This is a genomic window from Mycobacterium bourgelatii, from assembly GCF_010723575.1.
GTDB classification, from domain to species: domain Bacteria; phylum Actinomycetota; class Actinomycetes; order Mycobacteriales; family Mycobacteriaceae; genus Mycobacterium; species Mycobacterium bourgelatii.
The window spans coordinates 4,530,445-4,552,261 of record NZ_BLKZ01000001.1 but is presented as its reverse complement, the minus strand read 5'-3'; the positions used below and the strand labels follow the sequence as shown (position 1 = coordinate 4,552,261).

Below are 21,817 nucleotides of genomic sequence, written 5' to 3'. Positions count from 1 at the left end.
TATGACGCAGAAGACGATTGTCATCACCGGTGCCAGCGACGGGATCGGTGCCGCGGCGGCCCGACGACTGACCCAGAACGGGGGAAAGGTTGTCGTTGTCGGCCGTTCGGAAACCAAGACCAAAGCGGTGGCGACGGAGTTGGGCGCGGACTATTTCGTCACCGACTTCTCCGACCTGTCCCAGGTGAGGGCACTGGCGGACAAGCTCCGTTCGGAATACCCGCGCATCGACGTACTGGCCAACAACGCCGGCGGCATGAGCACGGCCGTCGTCATGACCGGTGACGGATACGAGCGGACGTATCAGGTGAACTACCTGGCACCGTTTCTGCTCACCACGCAGTTGATGGACGTGCTGGTCGAATCCCGCGCTACGGTCCTCAACACCACCAGCAACTCGCAGAAGCTGCTTCCCCGCGTCACGGTCGACCAGTTGGAGAACACCGCCCAGAGCCGGCCCAGCATTGCTTACGCGCGCACCAAACTCGCAATCATCCTGTTCACCAGGGAATTACATCGCCGGTACCACTCGCAGGGAGTCGCGGCCGCGACCTTTCATCCCGGCTACGTCAACTCCAACTTCGGTGACGCATCGGGCTCGAGATTTTTAAACTTCATGAAGCGTTACTCACCCCTCGAGCGATTCACGCTATCGGCCGACGAGGGAGCCGACCAGTTGGTCTGGCTCGCTTCGAGCACGCCGGGAGTTGATTGGCGGCCGGGTGAGTACTACTGGAAGCGCAAGGTCGCAAAAGCCCACAGATCGGCATACGACCCCCACCTCGCGAGCCAGCTGTGGGACCGCACGCTGGCCAAGGTCGCCGACTGAGCCTGAGTCGCGAGCTCCCCAGTCCGCGAGTGTGAATGCCACGACGGATTCTCGGCGAGTCGCGTCGCGCGGTTCACACTCGACGACCCGGCTCTCGGCGCTGTGACGCCAGGGCGGAAACTGGAGGCGTGTTAGCTGCCCATCACTCGATCTGTACCGGCAATTTCCCGCTCCGTTTCGAGCGCCTCGCGAGGTTGGCGGCGTGAGCACCCACACTGCGTTGGTAACCGGTGGCGGCTCGGGGATCGGTCGAGGGGTCGCCGAGATGCTGCGCGAGGCCGGCCACGACGTGGTGGTGTGGGACGTGTCGGGGGGAGACATCGACTGCGACGTCAGCGATGCCGACGCCGTGACGGCGGCGATGGAGCAAACCGTCCGGGAGCACGGAGTGCCTACCCGAGTCGTGACTTCCGCCGGCATCGGGTCGTCCGGCCTGCTGTTGAAGGTGCCACCCGCGGAATGGGAGCGGGTGCTGTCGGTCAACCTCACCGGCACCTGGTACACCATTCGCGCGGCCGCCCAGGCCATGATCGATGCCGAGGTGGAGGGTTCGATCGTTGCGGTCTCGAGCATCAGCGGCACCGTCGCCGACCGCGACATGGGTGCCTACTGCGTCTCCAAAGCCGGTGTGGACATGCTGGTGAAGGTCGCGGCGGTGGAGTGGGGTGTCCACGGCATCCGGGTCAATGCCGTCGGACCCGGCGTGACCCGGACCCCGATGCTGCCCAACGCCGAGACCTGGCCGGCGTGGATCGACGGCGTGTCCAAGAAAACAGCGTTGCGTCGCCTAGGCGAGCCGGAAGATGTGGCCGGCGCGATCGTCGGCATCCTTGAAATGCCCTGGGTGACCGGGCAAGTGCTACACGCCGACGGTGGGCTGGCGCTGCACAGCCCCATCGATGCGTACGGGCAAGTGGAAAAGCTGATGAGGCTCAAGCGCCTGCGAGCCATCGCGGAACAGCGCGACAAGGCCAAGAAGGATTAGTAGCGCCGCAGGTCACACCCCCGTAAAGTCGATCTCACAGCAACTTCACAGGCGGGAATGGGAAGGTGATTGCTGTCGGTTGCGGCTTTACTCGGCGGCAGTGCATAGATCACCGGCGCGGCGGGGGCCGGTAGCAGCTGTCCGGCTGACGGAATCGAGTGCGGACATTGTCGCGAAGACGTGCGCACCCGGCCGGTGATCTCGCGCCACGGACCCACGCGGTCCCGCTTGGGTCGCCGGATAAATGTGTTTCAGTGATACGGGGTAGCAATGCGCGAAAGGACAGCAAGCACTACGCAAGTCGTGCTGAAGAACGTCGTCTTCATCGTGGTTCTGCTTGCTCTAGGAGGCTGGCTCGGTCGCCAGCTCATCGGACCGTCGTCAACTCCCAGCGTGGACTACAACGTCGTCGCGCAAAGTTCGGACCAGGGAAGAAAATTCATCGTCCGCGACACCACGATCGAACCAGGCGGCAGCATTGGCTGGCACTGGCATCGCGGCCACGTCATCGCCGTCGTCAAGGAGGGGACCCTGTGGCATTTCGGCAGTGACTGCACCGTCGACGCGGTCTACAAGGCGGGTGACTCGTTCATCGAGCCCAGCGGACCCGAGCATGTCCATGACGGCAGAAACTTCGGGAAGACCCCCGTCGTGCTCGAGGTGCTCTACGTCATTCCCGAAGGCACACCGCTTCTCGACACGGCTCCGCCGCCGCCAACTTGCTAGTCGATGCCGAAATCGATGACCCCTCGGACGATTTCACCGTTGAGTAGGTCTTGGTAGGCGTCATTGATGTCATCGAGCCGATAGCGCCTGGTGATCATCTCATCGAGCTGCAATTGGCCGCTTTGGTAGAGCTTGGCCAGACGGGGGATGTCGACCTTGCCGTTGCACGAGCCAAATATGGTGCCAGCCAAGGTCTTATTCATCAGGATGAAGTCCTGCAGATCGATTTTGACCGACCGTGTCAGTTGCGAAGTCATGCCCGTCAGCACGCAGGTACCACCCTTGCGAGTGAGTTGAAGCGCGTCGCGGACGTCGGCGGGGGTGATCAGCGACGGCGAAACCACCACCGCGTCGGCCATCACGCCGTAGGTCAGGCCCCGCACCAGATCCAGCGCTTCGGCCACCGAAGCGGCGGTGTGCGTAGCGCCGAAGAGCTGAGCCGATTTCCGTTTGAAGTCCACCGGGTCGACGGCGACGATCTGCGCGGCCCCGTTGATCCGCGCACCCTGGATGGCCCCGGTACCGATTCCGCCGGCTCCAACAACGACGACGGTATCGCCGGCCCGCATGCCGGAACGATTCGCGACCGAGCCGTAACCAGTCGGAATCGCACAGGACAGTAGGGCGCTCGGTACCAGCGGAAGATCGGGTTCGATTTTCACGAGCGAATTCGTCGACACCACCGTGTGTTCGGCGAAGGCGCCGACCTTCGAGATGTGGCCCAACGGCCGGCCGTCGGAGGTGTGATGGCGGAAGGTACCGTCGGTGGGCATGCCAGGGGTCATGGTGCCGATGCCCGCGTCGCAGATGTACTCCATACCCGAAGCGCACCAACGGCATTGACCGCAGACGGCGACGAATGACATCACCACGTGGTCGCCGACGGCGAAATCGGTGACACCGGGACCGATTTCGCGGATGATGCCGGAACCCTCGTGTCCACCGATCGTCGGGAACATGGTGGGCAAACCCAGCGATCGCAGCACCTCATTGGGTGCCGACATGTCGCCCTTGAGGATGTGGTCGTCGGAGTGGCACAAGCCGGCGGCCGCCAGTTGAACCAGAACCTCGCCGGCCCGCGGAGCGTCGAGTTCGAATTCCTCGACGGACCACGGCCCGCCGACGTCGTGCAGGATCGCTGCCCGGCTTTTCATGCGGTGGGGGCGAAGGTGACCGGAAGTTTGTTCGGCGACCGGAAGGTGAGTCCGACGATCTTTGACTCCACGCCGGTTCCGTCGTCGGGGACGAACGTCAGATCCTTCACCCGGTCGAACAGGCTGTTCAGCATCACCCGCGTCTCCATGCGGGCCAGGTGCATGCCCAGGCACATGTGGATGCCGCCGGCGAAGGCGATGTGGGCCTGCCGTGGGCGGCGGATGTCGAACGTATTCGGGTCGGTCCAGCGCGTCTCGTCGCGGTTGGCCGAGCCCATGCACATGTCGACCTGCGCCCCCTCGGGGATTGTCTTGCCGCCGATCTCGACGTCCTCGGTGGTGGTCCGCGTCACCATGGTCAGCGGTGTCTCGAACCGCAGCCCTTCCTCGATCGCCATCGGTATCAGCGACCGGTCCCGGTAAACCATCTCCAGTTGTTCCGGGTGGGTCAGCAGCAGGTACAGCAGATTCCCCGACGAGCGGTACGTGGTCTCCAGCCCCGCCGGGAGTAACAGGCGCAGGAACGCGATGATGGCCTCGTCGGAGAGTTTCTGGCCGTCGATCTCGGCGGCGACCAGATCTCCGATGATGTCGTCGGTGGGTTTGCGGCGCCGCTGTTCGACCTGCTCGAGGAAGTAGCCATGCAGTTCGGCCGCGGCCGTCAATCCCGCCATGATGTCGGTAGGGATGGAGATGAGGTCGAGCGAAAGCCGGCGGAACAGGTCGAGATCCTCGGGGGGAAGTCCGAGCAGGACCGAGATGATCCTCGTCGGGAACTCGAACGTCACCGCCTTGACCAGATCCGCTTCGCCGCGGTCTTTGATCTCGTCGACCAGCGCGTCGCACACGGGACCGATGACCGACGGCTCCCAGCGCTCCAGCGCTGTGGCCCGGAACGCCTTGGCCACCAGGTTTCGATGGTCGTGGTGCTCCTTGCCGCCCATCGCCAGGATGGTGTGGCCCATCACCAAACCAATGGTTTTGTCGTATTCGGCCGAGGTGAAGATGCGGTCGTCGCGGAAGGCGTGGAAGACGTCGTCGTAGTTGAACAGGACCCACTCGTCCTTGGGGCGCAGTTCTTCCGGCATCTGCGAGGTGTCCGACAGGCTGCCATGCCACACCGGATCGGTACGCCGCATTTGTTCGAAGAACGGGTACGGGCTGGTTTCACCGGTGAAGTCGAGGGTGAGGGCCTGACCCTCGGAATCGAAGCGATCGGTGCTGAGCGACATCAGCGCTCCTCCCTGGGCATGAATATCGCTATCATAATATAAATAGCAACGAAGCCTCCAAGGTGGTGACTCCACCGGCACTGGGCCCGGGTGGCCAGCCGGATAACGCGCGTCAGTGTCCTCGCAACTGAGGTCGGCCGAAGCGCTGACCGGGGGACTGGCCCCCTGCATCCTGCTGAGTCGGTGGAGTTTCACGGCAATAGAATCCGACGTCGTGCACACCGGAACCAGCTGGATCACCTGATTGCTGACCGCTCGCGGTGCCAAGTACCGCATCTGTCATCACAGGGAGTCGCAGGTCTACCTCAAAGAAGGATTTGCATGACGCAGACGAATGTCACCCGGCCACAAAGCCTTAGCCGCATCGATCCGGCGCTGAGGGACGCCGCCGCCGAGCTGGGCATCGTCGAATTCAGCTTGGAAACTCTGCCCGCCGAGCGGGAACACGCCAACCGGGTCGCCGCCGACCGGGCCGCAGGAGTGGACACGACCGGCGTCACCATCGACGACCGCTCCATCACCGGTACCGACGGTCAGCAGGTGAATCTTCGCCTCTACCGGGGAGATGCCAGGTCCGGGCTGCCCGTGGTGATCTATGCACACGGTGGGGCTTTTGTGACGGGGAATCTGGACAGCGACCACCCGCAGTGCGTCGAGCTGGCCCGCGCGGCCGGTTGCCTGGTGGTATCGGTCGACTACCGGCTGGCGCCGGAGCACCCGTGTCCGGCGGCCATCGACGACCTTGAGGCGGCCCTGCGCCACGTCGTCGAGCACAGCGCCGAACTTGATGTCGACGCCGGGCGGGTCGCGGTGATGGGACGTGATGCCGGTGGGGCGCTCGTCGCCAGCCTTGCCCAGCGCATGTTCGACGACGAGGGGCCGAACATTCTGCTGCAGATCCTGCATCAGCCGATGCTGGACTCCGATGCGACGCCGTCACGGCGTGAGTTCCAGCGCACGCCCGGCCTCAACGGCCAGGCGGTGAGCCGCGCGTGGAGCCATTACCTGGGGCACGCCACCCCGTCGGGTCAACACGTTCCCGGGCACCGAGCCAACCTGGAGGGCTTGCCGCCGACATTCATCAGTTGCTCGGCGATCGACCCGTGCCGCGACGAAGCCATCAGCTACGCCAACCGGCTGTTGCACGCCTACGTGCACACCGAGCTACACGTGTTCGCGGCCACCTTCAATGGTTTCGACTCGGTGGTGCCGAGTTGGGTTGTATCGCAAGAGAACTGGGCGTTGCATGCCCGCTCACTGCGCCGCGCGTTCGCCGCTAGACCGGCGTGAACTTGGTGATCAGCCACTTACCGTCGACGCGAGCCATCGTCACCAACACGCTGCTTGCCGCCATCGTCGGATCGGGATGCTCCTTGCTGGTGGTGCTCTGATCGACGAACACCAACACCACTGCCGCGTCCGGATTCAACTCGGAAACCGCCGCACGCATCACGTGAGCGGTGGTCCTCAGCGACTTCTGCTTGGCCGCCGGCGCCACGATCTGCTGGGTGAATTGGTCGTAGTAGGACAGGAAGTCCCCGCCCAGATGCGACTTGGCGGTGGCGAAGTCCTTGTCGAGCGTGTCGGGTGAGTACGACAGCAACGCGACGGTGCCTTCCGACGCCGCGTTGATCACTTCGCGTGCGACCTTGGCATTGGTCATCTGATCGGGCTTGTACTGCTTGACGTACAGCCAAGCCGTCGCGCTGGCCGAGATCACCAGGAGCACGAACAGGATCACCGGGACTGGTCTGAGGGTGACCTGAACACGCCAGATGTCACGGCGCCACCGACTCGGGCGAGCGCCGGGCTCTTTGCCGCCCACCTGATCGTCGGACACGACGGCCGCATCGGTCACGTCGGACTCATCGGTCGCGTCGGCCAAGTCGGACTCGTCGGACAGGTGGGGGAGGTCAGGCTCGTCGTGGTCTTCGACCTCGCTGAACGCCCTGGGGGCCTCGTGTTCGGCGGCCACCGTCTCTAGGACGGTTGTTTCCGGATCCGGCTCGGTTGCCTGAATGGCTTCAGTCTCGTCGGCGTCGCGCACGTCATCGCTCACGGCACAAACTCAACTTTCGACATCTTGTATTGCCCGTCCTCTTCGGTCACTGTGACTCGGAGCCGCCACGCGCGCGGTTCATCTTTGGCCCCAGCGGAATTCGTGACCCGAGAGGTCGCCGAAACCAGCACCACGGCCGTGTGCCCGTCCATGGATTCGACCGCGGCCGCGTTCACCGTTCCCTCGGTGACCACCTTGGACTGCTCGACGACCTTGGTGAAATCTGCTGCGCGGGCCTGGAATTCGTTCTTGAAATCACCCGTCGAGCTGTCGATCACCCGCTGCACATCTTCTTTGGCCTTGTTGAAGTCGAGGGAAGTCATATTCACGACGCCCTGTTTGGCTCCGGCCACGAAGGCCGCAACGCGCTGCTCCCGCTGGTTGGCTTCGCGGTGCTGCCACATGATGTAAGTGCTGATCCCGACGAAGCCCAGGATGACAAGGATCGTGACCGCTTTGGCAATCGTCGACGGCCGCGGCACGCGGAGCCGGTCTCGCCAGGACTTCGCGACGGGCTCCGCTTCTTCGGCTTCTTCTTCGTAACCCTCGGTTTCGTCGTAACCCTCGTCCTCGTCGTAATACTCGTCGTCTTCGTAGTCTTCGTCCTCGTCGATGAGCGTCTCGTCGGCGAGGGCATCTTCGTCGTCGATTTCGGTGTAAGCGGCGTCGTCCGCACCTTCCGTCAAGCCCAAGGCGGCCTCACGGCGCAACCGGGCCGCGCGCGCCCGGGCTCGTGCCGCGGCTGCCAGCGCCTCGGCTTCGGCGGCCTCCGCTTCAGCCTGCTCGGCGAGCGTCAACGCGTCGACGTTCAACGCCGCCGATTCCGTCGGCGATTCGTCGGTGTCAGCCATGGTCGCGGCTCGTCAGCATCATTATCGACGGAACTCCCGTATCTCTTACTGTATCGCTCGTTGCTACCATCAGAATCGCAGCGAACTTGTACCCCGCCGGCCCAGAAGGACCGATCAGGCAATGATCAGCCAACTAAGCTTTCCCCCTTGCTTGCTTCGCAGATCATGACCGCTGTCGACTCTCCCGAAAAGATACTCTTTACCTCCACCACCCAAGCATTTCTCCAGAAAGAAGCGTCGCTGGGGCATGTTCGCCAGCTGCATGCGGAGGGGAAATCTTTTGACCGCGACTGGTGGCGTCGGGCCGCCCAGCTGGGGTGGACGGGGCTACTGGTGCCCGAGGAATTGGGTGGTGGCAGCGTCTCGGGTGACGGCGTCTCGGACTTGGCGGCCGTTGCCGAAGACCTGGGCAAGACCGTGGCGCCGGGGCCCCTGTACCCGGTGAGCACCGTGCTGGCGGGCCTGGTCGAGAACCGCGGGCCAGAGGCCCATGCTGAGCTGATCGAGTCGTTGGTATCCGGCGAAACGGTGGCGTCGTGGGCGGTCTTGGAACCCGGTCGCCCTTGGGCGCCGCTCGACCCGGCGGTGACGGCTACGCCGACCGACGCCGGCTACCGCATCAGCGGAACCAAGGACCTGGTCGAAGCCGGCGCGCAGAGCGATGTGTTGCTGGTGGTGGCACGCTGCGGCCCGGACAGTTCCGAGGTTCGTCAATTTCTGGTCCCGACGGACGCGCCCGGGGTGACCGTCACGCCCCTACAGTCAGTCGACCTGGTCAAGCAGTACGCACGCGTGCACTTCGACGACGTCGCAGCGCCAGCCTCATCGGTCGTCGGTGCTGCCGCTGAGACCGCCGGGGTGATCGAACGGCAGAGCCAGATCGCCCAAGTGCTGCAGTGCGCCGAGGTGGTGGGCATCCTGCAGACGGTGTTCGACTTCACGGTCCAGTGGGCGCTGGACCGGCACACGTTCGGTCGCCCGCTGGCCTCCTATCAAGCGCTCAAACACGGGTTCGCCGATATGAAGATGTGGCTGGAAGCGTGCCGCGCGACCACCGCCGCCGCGGTCGCCGAAGTCGCCGCGCGGTCAACGACGGCTGGGCTGTCGGCCAGCATCGCCAAGTCCTACGTCGGTGAGGTGGCGGGCCAGATCGTGCAGCGATGCGTGCAAATGCACGGCGGCATCGGTGTCACCTGGGAGCACGACCTACACCTGTACCTGAGGCGAGTTACGTTGTACCGAGCCATGTTCGGCACACCCGAGGAACACAACTGCAGGGTGTACGCCTGGCATGCCAAAGCGAAATCGGCTGAATGACAACCCAAGAGTCCGTTGCCGAGTTCGCCGCGCGGGCCAGGGCGTGGCTGGCCGACCATATGCCGCCCATCGACCCGTTGGCGCGACCGGCCGCGCCGCGCGACGACGAGGCCTCGTGGCAACGCGCGCGAGAACTCCAACAGCGGCTCTACGAAGGCGGATTCGCCGGCATCTGCTTCCCGCGCGAATATGGCGGGTTAGGGCTGGATTACGAGTACCAACGCGCGTTCGACGAGGAATCCCTGCGTTATGAAATGCCGCTGATCCTCAACACGCCGACCTTCACCATCTGCTGCGCGACCTTGCTCGACACCGGCACCGAGGAGCAGAAGAGGCAACACATCGCGGCCGCCCTGCGGGGCGAGGAAGTCCTGGTGCAGTTGTTGTCCGAACCCAGCGGCGGATCGGATCTGGCGGGTGTCATCACCCGAGCCGACCGCCGGGGTGACCGCTGGGTGATCAACGGTGCCAAGACCTGGAGCACCAGCGCCTTCGCCGCGGACTATGGACTGTGCCTGGCCCGCACCAATTGGGAGGTGCCCAAGCACGAAGGCCTGACGATGTTCTTGGTGCCCATCTCCCACCCCGGTATCACCTTGCGGCGCATCACCCAGCTGAACGGCTCGCGCGAGTTCTGCGAGGAGTTCCTCGACGACGTCGACGTTGGCGACGACGCCGTGGTCGGTGAGGTGAACGGCGGCTGGGCCGTGGCGTCACGGCAGCTGTACCACGAGCGACGTGCGGTTGGTCAGGGTTCGGAGTTCGCCAGCGGTGGCGGCAGCGAAGGAGGACACCAGACGCCGGTCGACTATGCCGCCCTGGCCGAGAAGACCGGCCAGGCCGACAGCGAAAGGGTGCACGAGTTGGCCGGGCGCGCACTGGTGCACCGTGCGGTGGCCGAACAGCTGACCGAGCACGTCTACCGCAGCGTCCGGGACGGCCGGCTGCCGCCCGCCGGCGGAACCCTGATCAGACTCTTTTACGCCGAGACGGTCCACTGCGAGATGGACACCTCGTTGGCCATCGCCGGACCGGCCGGCGTCGTCGGGCAGCTCGGGGACGGCCTGCAAACCGGGCTGCGCTACCTGGCCCGGCAGGGGGTTGCCATCGGCGGCGGCACCACCGAGGTGGCCCGCAACGTCATCGGGGAACGGGTGCTGAACTTCCCTCGGGAATATGCCGCCGACCGCGGCATTCCCTTCAACCAGGTGCGCCACGGCCAAACCCGTTAGCCGCTCGTCGGACCAGGGCCGTTATCGGTCGTCGGCGTAGACGTTGTGGCTGTCGCCGGCACTGACCGGTAACTGGACCAGCGACAAGACGTGGTGCGCCGGGCTGCCCGGCGGGGCCACCAGCACACACTCGCCGCCGTGCTTGGTTGCCCGGTCGCGCGCCGCGGCCAAGGCGCTGATGCCGGCCGAGCCGAGATGGGTGACGGCGCTGAGGTCGATCGTCAGGGGGGCGATTCCGGAGCGGCTTTCGACGGCGATCTGCCGATCCAGGGTCGGCGCGGTATGCGAATCGACGTCCCCCCGGACGACGATGTGGCCAGTCTCGGCGACGGTCGAGACGAACTCACTGTCGATCGGCCGTTGGTAGGTCGACCGGCTGACCACCGCATCGGTGACGAACTGCGCCGGTCGGGAGAGGCGGTGCGTCAATGTCGCGGTCGTTCCGTTGGGGGTGCGGGTGACGTGCGCCTCCGACACCAGCGCCTCGGCCATCGCCAGCCCGCGCCCGCGGCCTTGCTCGCCCACCCGATGGTCCTTCCACCGGCCGCGGTCGATGACCGCGGCTTGCAACTTGCCGTCGCCGGACAGCGATGCCTCGAGGGTGATTCCGTCCGGAACTTCTTTGCCGTACCCATGTTCGACGGCGTTTTCGGCGAACTCTGAGACCGCGTGCACCACATCGGAAATGTCGGCGTCAGCGGCGCCGATCTCCATCAGCCACTGTCGAAGGCGGGACCTGATGGTCCGCGCGGCGTGGATCGACGAGTCGACCGTCAGCTTCAGCGGTGGTGTCGGCGTTCGGCGTTGCACCGCAAGCAAGGTGACGTCGTCGTTGTAGCCGCTGGAACGGAGCAGCAATTCGAGTGTCTCCGAGCAGAGGCGGTCCACCGGGCGGCCGCCCGCGTCGAGGACAAACCCGCCGACACCCGCGGCGATGCTGGCGGCCAATTCGGCGAATTCGGCGGTGCTGGCAGTCAGCGGCCGACCTGGGCGCTCGATCAGGCCGTCGGTGTACAGCAACACCGAGTCGCCGATATCGAGCACCTCGGTGCGGATAGCGAAACCGACGCCGCTGCCCAGTGGGCCGCCGCCGGACGGTTCCAGATACTTCGAGCTGGCCTCGGCCGTCACCAGCAGGGGCGGCGGGTGCCCAGCGGTGCAGTACTGGAATTCACCGGTGGCGAAGTTCAGCGAGCCGACACACATGGTGGCCGACCGCGACCCGGGCACCTGGTGATGAAAGTCGTCGACGGCTTGCAGCGCTTCGGTGATCGTGCGTCCCGCACAGATCTGCATGCGCAAGGCGGTGCGCAACTGCGACATGACTGCGGCAGCCTCAACGCCATGACCGACGACGTCACCGACGATGAGCACGAGTCGGTCACCCAAGGCCAGCACATCGAACCAGTCGCCCCCGGCGGCGGTGTCCTCTGCGGCGACCAGATACTCCGCGGCCACATCCGCGCCCGGCACGACCGGCACCGACGGGGCGAGCAAGGCCTGCTGCATGAGCGCGGCGGAATCGCGGACGTTGCGGTACCGCTTGGACAGCTCCGCCACCCGCGCGTCGGAGGCCAGCCTCGCCTGCACGCGCGTGGTGACGTCGTCGAACATGACTTGCACGCCCTCGATCGACCCGTCGGCGCCGTGACGTGGAGTAACGACGAAGTCGAAGTACCGTTCTTCGATACCCGAACCGTCGTAGTCGGCCTGCAGCCGCCACTCCGATCCGGTTTGTGGCTCGCCGGTTTTGTACACCCGGTCGAACATCTCGTAGATCTGTTGGCTCTCGAGCTCCGGGTACACCTCTTTCGCGGTCTTCCCGACAGTTTCCTTTACCGGATTGAAGGCGCGGAAGGCCGCATTCACCGCGACGAAGCGATGGTCGGGGCCCTCTAACCCGACGATCATTGCGGGGATATTCTCAAATACGCGTCGCACGTCGTCAGACGTGCCGACCGTTTTGTCCCAGTCCATCTGGGCCGACATCTTGCCGTCCCTCCTACGGACCGGTGAGCAAACTAGTCAGCTGCGCTGACGGAATTCGCCAGCACCACTAAGGTTAGCAACGCCCGGAACTGACCAGCCGCACCAATTTTGGGGGTCCGTTGCCCCCGCAGCCCGGCATGAGCTCAAGCTATGACGCGGTAAGAGCGCTCTCCACGGTCGGATGGAGCGGCAGCACGCCAGACAAGCCGCAGGCGTCGACGACCCGTTGGACCCCTGGGTCCAGACTCACCACACGCAGTTCGACGCCGCGCCGACGGCACCGTTGCGCTTCGTCGGCCAGGGCCGCGAATGCGCAGCACCCCATGAAGGCGACGTCATTGATGTCGACGACAAACGGTCCCGGAGCAGTGGCGATAGCGGCTGCCTCCCGCACCAGACGGCGCCACGTGTGCTCGTTGGCGGCGTCGATCTCACCGCCCGCGCAGATGACCACTGCGGAGTTGTTGCGCCGCGTGACGGCGCGAAGTGTGCTGTGCGGTTCGCCCAACTCGGCCGCCAGCCGCGTGCTGAGCATGACCTGAGTGGTGTACGACTCCGCTCGAGCGACTTTCATGGTGTACCCCCCGTTCGGCTACGCCGGCCCCCCGGACTAACCGTGCTCTACATCTGACAATCCGGACCGGGGCCCGTCTATAGAGAATCTAAACGATTGGGCCCCGGTTCGCTCGGCAATACGTTACACAGAACAACTTCTTGTGGCAGGCATTCGAGCCACGTGCAATCCCCGCGCAATCAACGGGTGATCCACTCGCCACCCAGGCACTATCTACGGGCCATCTACGGGCCGAAGTTTGGGTCCTGCATCGCCGTATCGGCGTCGCGCTTATTCGCTAGCGGCCGTGCCTTGGTGTTTGATGATGGCGAAATTCACCGTTGCGGTCGCGGCGAGTTCGTTGTCGTTGTCCCCGAAAATGTCGATCTGCATGACTAGGGATCGGCGACCGGCCCGCAACACCTTGGGCACCGCCCGTGCCGATCCCTGCCGGATCGGGCGCAGGTATCGAATGACCAAATCCGAGGTCGTCATCGCCGTGCCGGGTTCGAGGTATTGGAGCCCGAGTTGCCCGCCCGCCACGTCGGCGAGCGTGGCGATGAGTCCGCCTTGGAGTGCGCCGGAGGTGTTCACCACCTGGGGGCTGACGGGCATCGTCACGGCAAACTCGCCGTCGTTGGCCGTCGTGGCGGGTCGCAAGCCAATCTGGGCGAACAGTTCGGCCAGCGTGGGTTCGCCCGAAGGGTCGTCGGTGTCGCGGATTCCGAGCGCGCGGGTGCAGAAGTCATACAGTTGGCCGGCGTCGACCGGTGTCCCGTTCAATTCGGTTCCCAGCCAACGCAACCGGAGCGCGCCGAGCATTGTCTGCATGACGATTGCGGCGACCGCTCCCACGTCGAGTCCGGGATTGAAGACGCCCTCGGTGATGCCCTGCCCGATGATGTCGCGGATCAGTCGATGCAGGGGAGAAAGGACCCGGGCGTACTCGCGGGGGCGTGTTTCGGCCAGGTGCTGGTTGTACAGGCTCAGCGCCCGGTTCAGGCTGTCCTGGGTGCTCGACTCGGGCTGGGCGCTGACACGGTCGAGGACGAGCTTGAGAGCCGCCGTGCTGTCGAGTCCCTGCGTTTCCGCGCGCCACGTCTCCGCGGCCTGCACCATGGTTCGATCGAAAAGTGCTAGCAGCAGTTCGTCTTTACTGCTGAAGTGTTGATAAAAGGCGCGCAGTGATGTCTTGGAACGCGCGACGACTTCTTGCACGGTGAAATCGGTACGTCCGGTTTCACCGAGGATCTCGACCGCCGTTTTGATGAAGCGCTCGCTGCGTGTCACTTCGGCTTCATCGCTGGCGCCGGCCATGAGTGGTTTCTCCTCGTCTGGGGGCACTGTCCCGGTCCCGGGGCGCGGTCCCCGGCACCTGAGAATGAGGTTACCGCGCGCGTAACAGGATTCCAGACAGGCCGGGGCGAGCGCCGGCGAAACTTCCCCTTGCAATTGACGTCTGCGAGGATATCGTTTGCTGGTGAGGCGGCGATGCAAGCGGTATGCGGTCGGACCTGTTGCTGGCATACGACTCATGTCCCGCAAGCATAGGAGTTCGTTGTGATGTCTCTTTGTACTGTCGCTGCCCGGTTGGTCGCGATCGCCGCCTGCGGCGGTGCCGTAGTCCTCAGTTCGACAGCGAATTCCGCTGCGGCGCCTTCGGGCAAACTCATGGAAATGCTGCCCCCAGGCTTTTCCTCGGCGAATTGCGTCGAAAAACAGGCTTCGGGGCCCGCGGTTGAAAGAGTGACTTGTGACCAGAACAGCGACACGGGCGGACCCTCGTATGCGCTGTTCCTGCTCTATGCGAATTCAAGTGACTTGGCTTCAGAATTCAAGACTGGCCCGGCGTCGGGCGGGTACAAGGTGTCGTCCACCTGCCCAGGCGGCAAAGGTTCGCCAGCGGAATGGAGTGAGGGCAGCAGTCAGACGGCGGGTCAGGTCGAGTGCGCAGTTTCCAGCGAGGGGTATCCCACTGTCATCTGGAGTGACACCTCGAAGCTCAGGGTCGGCGTTCTCGAGGGCAAAGGCGAGACCATCGACAGCCTGTTCAAGTGGTGGAGCGAAAAGGCGTGACGGCCTGACCGATCAGCCATGCTGAAAACCCTTGCCGGAACGGTGTAGCGGGTCGAGACCTAGTCCTAGGTAGTCGGCCCGCGGCCGGTCCCGGCGTCGGCCACACTGTCAGCCGCGGTGTCAGCCGCGGTGTCAGCCGCCCCGCGCCGCGATCATCGCCGAACGGTTGACCTTGGTCGCTGCGGTTCGCGGAATGGTGTCGACGAACTCCACCGTCTTGGGCGCCTTGTATGGGGCCAATCGGCTCTTGGCGTACTCGATCACCTGCTGCTCGGTCAGCGGCGCCTTCGCTAGTGGTGACGGCTGGACCACCGCGTGCACCCGCCGTCCCCATTGTGCGTCGGACAAGCCGATCACCACGACGTCGGCGATGTCGGGATGCCCGGACAGCGCGGATTCGACCTCGGCCGGAAAGACATTGGCGCCGCCGGTGATGATCATGTCGGCTCGGCGGTCGACGATATAGAGATAACCGTCCTCGTCCAGGTGGCCGATGTCGCCGGCGGACCGAAACCCGTCCTCCGTCGAGGGCAGCGGTGGGGCGCCCCCGAGGTAGCGGTAGCCGGCACTCATGGGCGCGCGCAGGTACACGTCACCGTCTTCGCCCGGGCCCAGCGGGTTCTTGTCCGCGTCCAGAATTCGAATCTCGGTGTCCCGGAAGCCCCGGCCGACGCTGCCCGGATGAGTCAGCCATTCGTCGCCACGCAGTGCGGTGAGCCCGAGATTCTCCGTCATGCCGTAGGCGGTCACGATCTGCTCCGGACTGAGCAGATCGAACCAGGTTCGCAGCAACGACGGCGGCATCACCGCGGCGCCCTGCAGGATGAACACAATGCTGGACAGGTCCCGCTGCCGGATGTCTGGGAGCGCGGCGATACGCGCCAACATCGTCGGAGTGGCCGTGAAGTTGGTGATCCGGAATTGTTCGATCACGTCCACAACCAGTGCAGCGTCGAACTTTTCGAGTACCACCAGATGGTCGCCGTCGAGCAGCATGAGGAAGGTGGCGAAGCCGTTGGTGTGGTACATCGGCGCGGGCACCATGATGGTCTGCGGCTTGGCGACGGGCGTCCAGTTCGCCAGGAAGGGCTCGCTTTGCTGGGGGATCCACAATGACGGTGCCAGGGTGAGGATCACCTTGGGCACGCCCGTCGACCCGCTGCTGCAGATGCCGTTGGCGGTTGGCGAAACGGCTTCGGGCAGCGGACTTCCTGACTCGTTAGCCGCACGGGCGTCCAACTCCCACCGGGTCTGCTCGTCGACGACGACGGCGGGGTTGATCACCTCGCGCACGCGGTTGCGCTCCCATTCGGGCAGATCCCAGTGCATGGGAACCGGGACCGCCCCGATCTTCCAGCAGCCCAGCGTGGCCAGAACGAGATGCTGTGAGTTCGGGATGGCGAGCGCAACAAGAGAACCCGTCGTAGCGCCGCTGGCGGCCAGCGCCCGGCCCCACTGGTTTGCGCGGACGTCGAGTTCACCGAAGGTCAGCGCCTGGGTGCTGCCGTCGAGCGCGACGATGGTCACCGCCGGTTTATCGGGTCGTTCTTCGGCGAGGCCCTGCAACTTGGTCCCGAACGGGATGCCGTCGGCGAACGGGTTGACCGGCTCCGTGGCCGTGGCGGGTTGCGTGCTCATACCGAAACCGGCTCGCTGAACAGGGTTTCCAGCGATCCGTCGCGCACACCGGGCAGCAGGCGGAGGCTGAGCGCCTCGGCGCTCAGCGGCAGCCGAATCAGCGGCTGGACATGCCGGTCCAACACGCTGATGTCCGACTCGTCGCAAAATCCCAGCGCGCCGAGTAACTGGTGGGCTGTGCGCAGCACCTGCCGGGCGGTGTCCGCGGCTTTAAGCCGTAGCACCAGGGCGTCCGCCGAGGAGACCGGTGCCGGAACCGATTTCGTCCGGCTGAGCGTGTATTTGGCGAGCTCGTGAAGTCCGCGCACCGCGACGGAGGCATCCGCGACGGCGAACCGGACGGCTTGGAAATCCGCCAGCGGTTTGCCGAACTGGATTCGCGCCTGCACGTGCTCGGTCGCGATGTCCAACGACCGCTGCACAGTTCCCAGAATCCGCCACGATCCCAGCACGAGATGAAGGTTAACGTCGGCGGCCGGCACGGTTCCTTCGGGTCCGACGGGTCCATCCAAGGTGGCCGGTACCAGGAACGGTCCCAGCTTGGCGTTGGACCGCGCCCCCGGCTGCGGGCGGTAGAGGTGGCCGTCGAGGTCGGCGGCGACCCACGCGCCCGCCAAGTCACCGTGGTCGATGCGGGGGGCTTCCGGGTTGACCAACGCCAGTCGGGCGCCGTCGATCGCGAGGAGTTCCTCGACCACCGGGTAGGGCAACGCGGTGGCCCCGGCGGCCTGGCAGAGCACCGCGGCCGCGAGGAGGTCGTCGGATCCGGACCGGACGTCGAGTTCGAACGCGCCGACCTCGTCCAGGGCGGCGCGAGCGGAGTCGCGAATGGCGTCGTCGGTCTCGGCGTGCAGCGCGGCCTGCGGCCCTCCTACCCGGGCGAGTCGCTTGCCGGCGACGGCGGCGAAGTCGGAAATATCTTGTGGTAGTTCGGTATTCACCGGTGTTCTCCCAATACGTCGCGTGCCACCATCATCCGCTGGACTTCGATGGTGCCGGATGCCACGGTGGCGGCCTGGGCGTAGCGCCAATGGTCGTCGATCGCCCCGTGCAGCGCGGCCGAAGGACCACTGTCCAACGCGGTGGGCCCCAGCACGTCGAACAGCAGCTCCGCGACCACTTGATCGCAGGTGGTGGTGGCGATGCGCGCCGCACTTGCGGCCGCACCCGCGGACGGGTCGTCCTGCAGCGAGACGGCGCGATACGCCATGAGCCGGGCCACCCGCAGATCGACCAGGGCCCGAACCCAGCGGGCGCGAATCGATTCGGGCAGCTGGTCCCAGTCGTCGCCGAGTTCGGCTTGCATCCGGTGCAGCAGCGATTCGCAGCGTGCATAACGGGCGATGCCCACGCGTTCGAACGCCAGCGCTTCGCGCATCACCCGCCAGCCGTCGCCGGGTTCGCCCAAGATGTCGTCGTCGGTTGCCGGTAGGTCGTCGAGGAACACCTCGTTGAGGTGATGCGGCCCGAGCATCGATGGGATCCCCCGGACGGTGAATCCGGGCCGGTCCATGGGAATGAGAAACAGGCTGAGCCGCTTCGGCTTCGGCGCGTCCGGATGAGTGCAGGCCGCCAACACACACCACGACGCCATCCGGGCATACGAGGTCCACACCTTCTGGCCGGTGATGCGCCATCCCGTGCCCGTGGGGTCCGCGCCGTCCCGAACGGCGCGGGTGCGCAACGAGGCGAGATCGGTTCCGGCCTCCGGCTCGGAAAACCCTTGGCACCAGATCACTTCACCGGACGCGATGGCGGACAGGTGCTTGGCCTTCTGCTCGGCTGTGCCGTGCCGCATGATCGCCGGGCCCACCCAGTTGATACCCATGTACTGCGGACCCCGGGGTTCGTAGTTGGCCCACATCTCTTCGCGCAGTACCGTCTGCTGCCAGATCGAACCACCGCCGCCACCATGCTCTTTCGGCCACGCCAGCGCCAACAGGCCCTCAGCGGCCAGCAACTTGCAGAACGACTCGGTGGCGGCCAAGTCTTTGGGATCGTCGGTGCAGGCCCCGAGGAAGTCGGCCGGCAGGTTGTCGGATATCAACTGCCGCAGGTGCGTCCGCAGTTCGGCCGCGTCATCGCCGAGTTCGTAATCCATCGTCGTCATCCCTTCGGCAGCCCGAGCAGCCGCTCGGCAATGATGTTTCGTTGGACTTCGGACGTCCCGCCGTAGATGGTCGCGGCCAACGCGTCCTGCCGTTCGAACAGCAGGTCGCGGTCACGCGTCGCGCTCGGGCCGGCGACTGCTGCGCTCAATTCCCAAACACGTTGCAAAGTAACGGATCCGAGAAGTTTCATGGTGTCGGCTTCCGGGCTAAGCCGGCCGGCGAGTTCGTTGCTCAGCGCGCGGTAGCCGGTGGCGCGTAGCGCTTCGGCGTCGGCGAGCAGCGAACCCAGTTCCGCATAGATCGTCTCGTCGTCAGCGCCCTTTATGGAGTCGAGGCCGCGCTTGATCTCGACCCAGTTCATGATCCAGATCATCTGGCGCTCATGTTGCAGCGAAGCCAGCGCGACGTTCCAACCACCGTTGAGCGGACCCAGGAGGTTCTCGACGGGCACCTCGACGTCGTCGAGGAACACCTCGCAGAACGTCTCGTCCGAGATCGACGCCATCCGGATGGGTTCGATTCGCACACCTGGCGATTGCAGGTCGAGGATGAGGCAAGAGATGCCACGGTGTTTCGGCGCGTCAGGGTCGGTGCGGGCGTACAGGGTGCACCACCGCGACAGGTGTGCCTGCGTGGTCCAGATCTTGTGTCCGTTCACGCGGAAGACGTCACCGTCCCGCTCGGCGCGGGTGCGCAACCCGGCGAAGTCCGACCCCGCCTCTGGCTCGGACATGCCCAGGGCCCACCACTCGTCGCCGCGCAGCAGAGGTACCAGCAGGCGGTTTATTTGCTCTGGCGTGCCGAACTGACGGATGCCCGGGGCCGCGACATTCGGGCCGGCGATGTTGGGCATCTTGGGTGCAGACCGCAGCGCCGCCTCGACCCGGATCTCCATCGCGTCGCGCAAGCCCAGCGAGCGGCCACCGTGTTCGCGCGGCCAGGTGGGTTGCAGCCAGCCCGCTTCGAACGCCGCGCGCTGGTACCCGCGCCGCAGCGTCATGTCCCAGCGGTACTCGGAATAACGCTCGTAGTAGTCGGCGGGCAGAAACTCGGTCAGCCAGGCGCTGAATTCGTCGATGATCGCGGTCATAGCGTGGCTCCGCCTTCGCTGCAGTAGCGGCGGCCTAACTCGGCGTACAGTGCCCGGCTGTCACCGAGCATTGCCGCCGCCTGCCACGCATGCCGGACGTAGAGGTGGGCGTCGTGCTCCCAGGTCTGCCCGAGCGCCCCGTGTACCTGCACTGCGGTGCGCGCACAGTTGGCCGCCGCGTCCCCGGCAGCCGCCTTGGCCATCGCCGCGGTGGTCCAGTCGCCGTTGGCGGCCGCGGCGTAGGTCAGGCTGCGGGCACGCTCGACGCTGACGTAGTTGTCGGCCAGCGCATGTTTGACGCCCTGGAACGCGCCTATCGGCGTGCCGAACTGGCGCCTGGTCTTGGCGTGTTCGACGGATAGGTGCAGGGCAGCGGCGGCGACCCCGACGAGGTCGGCTGCCGCGGCCACCAGCGGCGCGGTTAGCACGGATTCGATGCTGCTGATAGGCGCGGTCGCCAGGGGTTCGGTGTCAATCTCGACGTCGGCTACGGGTTGCGCGGGGTCGTGGGACTCACCCGACTCGATTGCCACGCCATCGCCTACCCGTACGACCGCGACCACCACGCCGTCGTCGGTGGTGGCCAGTGTGACGAGGAGTTCCGCGCGCGGCAGGTTCGGGACCGCGACCGCACGTCCGCGCAGCCGTCCCTGCCGCAGCGACATGGGCGCTCCGCCCAGCCGCTGGCCGGGGGAGTGCACGGCCAGCGTGGCGACGGCACCGCCGGCAATGTCGCCGAGGACGCCGTCGAACTGGCCGCCGCAGGCCCGCAGCACCCCGGCGGCCAGACCAACGCTGCTCAACAATGGGACGGGCGCCAGTGCCGCACCGCATTCCTCGAGCACCACGACCCGTTCCAACGGTCCGAAGTCCGCGGAGTCCGGCGCGGCCAGCTCCGTCCAGCCCAGGTCCACTACCGTCTTCCACAGCGGTCGCCAGCGTTCCGGATCCGCGATGGCCTGGTGCGCGACATCGGGGGGACACTCGGTGCGCAGGACGTCGCGCACGGTGTCGCGCAACGACAACTGCTCCGAAGTCAGACCACCAACATCCATAAGACCCCTAACATAATAAAAATAGTAAACTAGCGGTTCGCTTGCAATCGGAGGGCGCATGGTCGAGTGGTATCTGTTCCTGCCGCAGGTGCGGTTGGCAGTGGCCGACATCGTCGAACGCGCTCGCTGCGCGGAGGCTAGCGGATTCGACGGCATCGCCTTCATCGACCATCTGGAAGCGCCGGGTCGGCCAAGCGAAAGCATTTGGGAGGCAATGGGCATTGCCACTTGGATCGCGGCGAGTACACAGCGCCTCAAGGTGGGCCACCTGGTGCTTTGTGACGCGTTCCGCCATCCGGCGGTGCTGGCCAAGCAGGCTGTCACGCTGTCGGCCGCGTCCGGCGGCAGGTTCGAGCTCGGTTTGGGTTCCGGGTCCTGGCCCGCGGAGATGGCCAGATTCGATGTAGGCCAGCAAGATCCGGTGGCGCGGGTGGATCAATTGGGTCGACACCTGGCCCTCATCAAGGAGTACTGGAGCGAGGGAGAGCGGGGTCAGGTGCCCCGGCCGGAACATCCGATCCCGCTGGTCCTAGGTGGTCGTGGGCCACGGATGATGGAACTTGTTCGTACATACGCTGATTGGTGGAATCTGCAGTGCACCCATATTGACAGGCTGCCGCAGCTGGCCGCCGCCGCGGGGTCGGCACGGATCTCGGTTCAGCAGATGGTGGGCTTCGTGCGTACCGGGGACGATCCCGCCGCTGTGCGCGAGGTGAGCAACCGGCGGTTCGGCCATCTAGGCCCGGGGCTGGTCTGCGGTGATGCCGGCGAACTCGTCGAGTATTTCGCAGGCTTGGCCGCGCAACGAGTGGAGCGGTTCTACGTGTGGTTCGCTGACTTCGCCGCGCCCGAATCACTCACCGAATTCGGCGAATCCGTAATCAAGGGCTTGACTCTTGGGCGTTGACTCTGCGCCTAGG

At 65.4% G+C, this 21,817-nt stretch carries 21 protein-coding genes; 9 read left to right on the top strand and 12 right to left on the bottom strand.

Annotated elements, in window-relative coordinates:
• Position 1 precedes the first annotated feature (1 nt).
• The 3 genes from G6N68_RS19515 to G6N68_RS19505 all read left to right on the top strand — a co-directional run bounded on the left by G6N68_RS19515 (position 2) and on the right by G6N68_RS19505 (position 2,540).
• A complete protein-coding gene (locus tag G6N68_RS19515; RefSeq protein ID WP_163715800.1) occupies positions 2 to 829 on the top strand; it encodes an SDR family NAD(P)-dependent oxidoreductase in 828 nt (275 codons plus the stop codon).
• Between the two features lie 202 nt (positions 830 to 1,031).
• Positions 1,032 to 1,814 (top strand): SDR family NAD(P)-dependent oxidoreductase, encoded by a 783-nt coding sequence (locus G6N68_RS19510; RefSeq protein ID WP_163715798.1) that lies wholly within the window; start codon positions 1,032 to 1,034, stop codon positions 1,812 to 1,814.
• A gap of 303 nt (positions 1,815 to 2,117) precedes the next feature.
• Complete coding sequence (locus G6N68_RS19505; RefSeq protein ID WP_163715794.1) at positions 2,118 to 2,540, top strand: cupin domain-containing protein; 423 nt, start codon at positions 2,118 to 2,120, stop codon at positions 2,538 to 2,540.
• Here the strand turns inward: G6N68_RS19505 and G6N68_RS19500 are convergent.
• Complete coding sequence (locus G6N68_RS19500; RefSeq protein WP_163715791.1) at positions 2,537 to 3,694, bottom strand: Zn-dependent alcohol dehydrogenase; 1,158 nt, start codon at positions 3,692 to 3,694, stop codon at positions 2,537 to 2,539. The genes G6N68_RS19505 and G6N68_RS19500 overlap by 4 nt on opposite strands.
• Complete coding sequence (locus G6N68_RS19495) at positions 3,691 to 4,926, bottom strand: cytochrome P450 (RefSeq protein WP_163715788.1); 1,236 nt, start codon at positions 4,924 to 4,926, stop codon at positions 3,691 to 3,693. The genes G6N68_RS19500 and G6N68_RS19495 overlap by 4 nt, the downstream gene beginning before the upstream one ends.
• A gap of 115 nt (positions 4,927 to 5,041) precedes the next feature.
• On the opposite strand from G6N68_RS19495, the gene G6N68_RS31555 reads away from it, so the two are divergent.
• Together G6N68_RS31555 and G6N68_RS19490 are read left to right on the top strand one after the other, a co-directional pair.
• Positions 5,042 to 5,170: a hypothetical protein gene (locus G6N68_RS31555; protein WP_275899979.1), complete on the top strand. Its 129-nt coding sequence runs from the start codon at positions 5,042 to 5,044 to the stop codon at positions 5,168 to 5,170.
• A 77-nt stretch (positions 5,171 to 5,247) separates the two neighbouring features.
• Positions 5,248 to 6,216 carry an alpha/beta hydrolase gene (locus G6N68_RS19490; protein ID WP_163715785.1) on the top strand — a complete coding sequence of 323 codons (969 nt, stop codon included), beginning with the start codon at positions 5,248 to 5,250 and terminating at the stop codon, positions 6,214 to 6,216.
• Here the strand turns inward: G6N68_RS19490 and G6N68_RS19485 are convergent.
• Both G6N68_RS19485 and G6N68_RS19480 read right to left on the bottom strand, forming a co-directional pair.
• Positions 6,203 to 6,766 carry a hypothetical protein gene (locus G6N68_RS19485; RefSeq protein WP_240355805.1) on the bottom strand — a complete coding sequence of 188 codons (564 nt, stop codon included), beginning with the start codon at positions 6,764 to 6,766 and terminating at the stop codon, positions 6,203 to 6,205. The two genes, G6N68_RS19490 and G6N68_RS19485, sit on opposite strands and share 14 nt — an antisense overlap.
• Positions 6,767 to 6,981: 215 nt before the next feature.
• Positions 6,982 to 7,836 (bottom strand): Rv1363c family protein, encoded by an 855-nt coding sequence (locus tag G6N68_RS19480; protein ID WP_163715782.1) that lies wholly within the window; start codon positions 7,834 to 7,836, stop codon positions 6,982 to 6,984.
• A gap of 165 nt (positions 7,837 to 8,001) precedes the next feature.
• Between G6N68_RS19480 and G6N68_RS19475 the strand changes: the two genes are divergently transcribed.
• Entirely contained in the window at positions 8,002 to 9,153 is a 1,152-nt protein-coding gene (locus tag G6N68_RS19475) for an acyl-CoA dehydrogenase family protein (protein ID WP_163715779.1), read from the top strand.
• A complete protein-coding gene (locus G6N68_RS19470) occupies positions 9,150 to 10,385 on the top strand; it encodes an acyl-CoA dehydrogenase family protein (protein ID WP_163715776.1) in 1,236 nt (411 codons plus the stop codon). Before G6N68_RS19475 ends, G6N68_RS19470 begins: the two co-directional genes overlap by 4 nt.
• 21 nt (positions 10,386 to 10,406) lie before the next feature.
• Here G6N68_RS19470 and G6N68_RS19465 read toward each other — a convergent pair whose 3' ends face one another.
• From G6N68_RS19465 to G6N68_RS19455, 3 genes are all read right to left on the bottom strand, one after another.
• The gene (locus G6N68_RS19465; protein ID WP_163715773.1) at positions 10,407 to 12,374 is read right to left on the bottom strand and encodes a SpoIIE family protein phosphatase; all 1,968 of its coding nucleotides are present in this window, start codon (positions 12,372 to 12,374) and stop codon (positions 10,407 to 10,409) included.
• A 148-nt stretch (positions 12,375 to 12,522) separates the two neighbouring features.
• Positions 12,523 to 12,948 carry an anti-sigma factor antagonist gene (locus G6N68_RS19460; protein ID WP_163715769.1) on the bottom strand — a complete coding sequence of 142 codons (426 nt, stop codon included), beginning with the start codon at positions 12,946 to 12,948 and terminating at the stop codon, positions 12,523 to 12,525.
• A 270-nt stretch (positions 12,949 to 13,218) separates the two neighbouring features.
• Positions 13,219 to 14,244 (bottom strand): hotdog fold thioesterase, encoded by a 1,026-nt coding sequence (locus tag G6N68_RS19455; RefSeq protein ID WP_163715766.1) that lies wholly within the window; start codon positions 14,242 to 14,244, stop codon positions 13,219 to 13,221.
• A 273-nt stretch (positions 14,245 to 14,517) separates the two neighbouring features.
• Between G6N68_RS19455 and G6N68_RS19450 the strand changes: the two genes are divergently transcribed.
• Complete coding sequence (locus G6N68_RS19450) at positions 14,518 to 15,003, top strand: hypothetical protein (protein ID WP_163715759.1); 486 nt, start codon at positions 14,518 to 14,520, stop codon at positions 15,001 to 15,003.
• A gap of 132 nt (positions 15,004 to 15,135) precedes the next feature.
• Here G6N68_RS19450 and G6N68_RS19445 read toward each other — a convergent pair whose 3' ends face one another.
• Genes G6N68_RS19445 through G6N68_RS19425 form a run of 5 tightly spaced genes read right to left on the bottom strand, consistent with a single transcriptional unit; the run spans position 15,136 to position 20,897 of the window.
• The gene (locus tag G6N68_RS19445) at positions 15,136 to 16,641 is read right to left on the bottom strand and encodes a class I adenylate-forming enzyme family protein (protein WP_163715758.1); all 1,506 of its coding nucleotides are present in this window, start codon (positions 16,639 to 16,641) and stop codon (positions 15,136 to 15,138) included.
• Complete coding sequence (locus tag G6N68_RS19440) at positions 16,638 to 17,582, bottom strand: acyl-CoA dehydrogenase family protein (RefSeq protein ID WP_163715755.1); 945 nt, start codon at positions 17,580 to 17,582, stop codon at positions 16,638 to 16,640. The genes G6N68_RS19445 and G6N68_RS19440 overlap by 4 nt, the downstream gene beginning before the upstream one ends.
• Entirely contained in the window at positions 17,579 to 18,751 is a 1,173-nt protein-coding gene (locus G6N68_RS19435; protein WP_205351392.1) for an acyl-CoA dehydrogenase family protein, read from the bottom strand. The genes G6N68_RS19440 and G6N68_RS19435 overlap by 4 nt, the downstream gene beginning before the upstream one ends.
• Positions 18,748 to 19,842, bottom strand: coding sequence for an acyl-CoA dehydrogenase family protein (locus tag G6N68_RS19430; RefSeq protein WP_163715749.1), 1,095 nt, complete (start codon positions 19,840 to 19,842; stop codon positions 18,748 to 18,750). Before G6N68_RS19430 ends, G6N68_RS19435 begins: the two co-directional genes overlap by 4 nt.
• On the bottom strand, positions 19,839 to 20,897 hold the full coding sequence (locus G6N68_RS19425; protein WP_163715746.1) for an acyl-CoA dehydrogenase family protein: 1,059 nt from the start codon (positions 20,895 to 20,897) through the stop codon (positions 19,839 to 19,841). The genes G6N68_RS19430 and G6N68_RS19425 overlap by 4 nt, the downstream gene beginning before the upstream one ends.
• 58 nt (positions 20,898 to 20,955) lie before the next feature.
• On the opposite strand from G6N68_RS19425, the gene G6N68_RS19420 reads away from it, so the two are divergent.
• Positions 20,956 to 21,804: an LLM class flavin-dependent oxidoreductase gene (locus G6N68_RS19420; RefSeq protein ID WP_163715742.1), complete on the top strand. Its 849-nt coding sequence runs from the start codon at positions 20,956 to 20,958 to the stop codon at positions 21,802 to 21,804.
• Positions 21,805 to 21,817: the final 13 nt, after the last annotated feature.